The 931-nt window shown below is 61.2% G+C and carries 1 protein-coding gene and 1 pseudogene; both read left to right on the top strand.

The window, feature by feature from the left end:
* Positions 1-359 (top strand): flagellin (locus tag I6F21_RS37535; RefSeq protein ID WP_276573641.1); only part of this gene is annotated, 359 nt, incomplete at its 5' end.
* A 359-nt stretch (positions 360-718) separates the two neighbouring features.
* Positions 719-931 (top strand): annotated as a pseudogene (locus tag I6F21_RS37540) (flagellar protein); the annotation flags it as partial.

Below are 931 nucleotides of genomic sequence, written 5' to 3' on the forward strand. Positions count from 1 at the left end.
GCATCACCGGCGTGACCTACAACTCCAAGGGTCTGGGCCTCGCCTCGCTGACCAGCGGTGTCGACTTCATCGATAACGCTGCCACCAACAAGGTGCTGACCAACCTCAACGCCGCCTCGAGCACGCTGCGCTCGCAGGCCTCGAGCCTCGGCTCGAACCTCTCGGTGGTGCAGGTTCGTCAGGACTTCAACAAGAGCCTGATCAACGTACTGCAGACCGGCTCGTCCAACCTGACCCTGGCCGACACCAATGTTGAGGCGGCCAACAGCCAGGCGCTGTCGACCCGCCAGTCGATCGCGGTCTCCGCGCTGTCGCTGGCCAACCAGTCGCAGCAGAGCGTGCTGCAGCTGCTCCGCTAAGTCGCGGACGATATCGCAAGCAAGATCCGGCGGCGGGGCTTCGGCCCCGCCGCTTTCTTTTTGGGCCGGCGTGCGAGTGCTGCCCGGCAAGGTCGCAGCGGTGCATTCGATGCAGCCAATTGCTCACTCTCAGTTATGGTTGACAAGTCGCAAATGCCTCATCGGTGCACGGAAAAGCACCGTCCTATCATGACGATATGGGTGAGAACGCTGAGGCTCCGGATGCGCACATGGTGAATCGGTGGAGGGCCTGGCGCGACTCGCTTCATGCTTTGTTAGCCCACAACGTTCACCGTCCCGGCCATCGATTAATCCTAATCGAAGTTTTGTTGCGTTGCGTACCAGAAGGGTAACACTCAATGTCCGGTATCGTTCTCTCCGCATCGGTTCGTCAGAACCTGCTCTCCCTCCAGTCCACCGCCGATCTTCTCGCCACCACCCAGAGCCGTCTGTCGACCGGCAAGAGCGTCAACTCGGCCCTGGACAATCCCACCAACTTCTTCACGGCCCAGTCGCTCGACAACCGCGCCAGCGACATCAACAACCTGCTCGACGGCATCGCCAACGGCGTG

Origin of the sequence: Bradyrhizobium sp. NBAIM03, from assembly GCF_020194055.1 — a bacterium.
GTDB lineage: Bacteria > Pseudomonadota > Alphaproteobacteria > Rhizobiales > Xanthobacteraceae > Bradyrhizobium > Bradyrhizobium yuanmingense.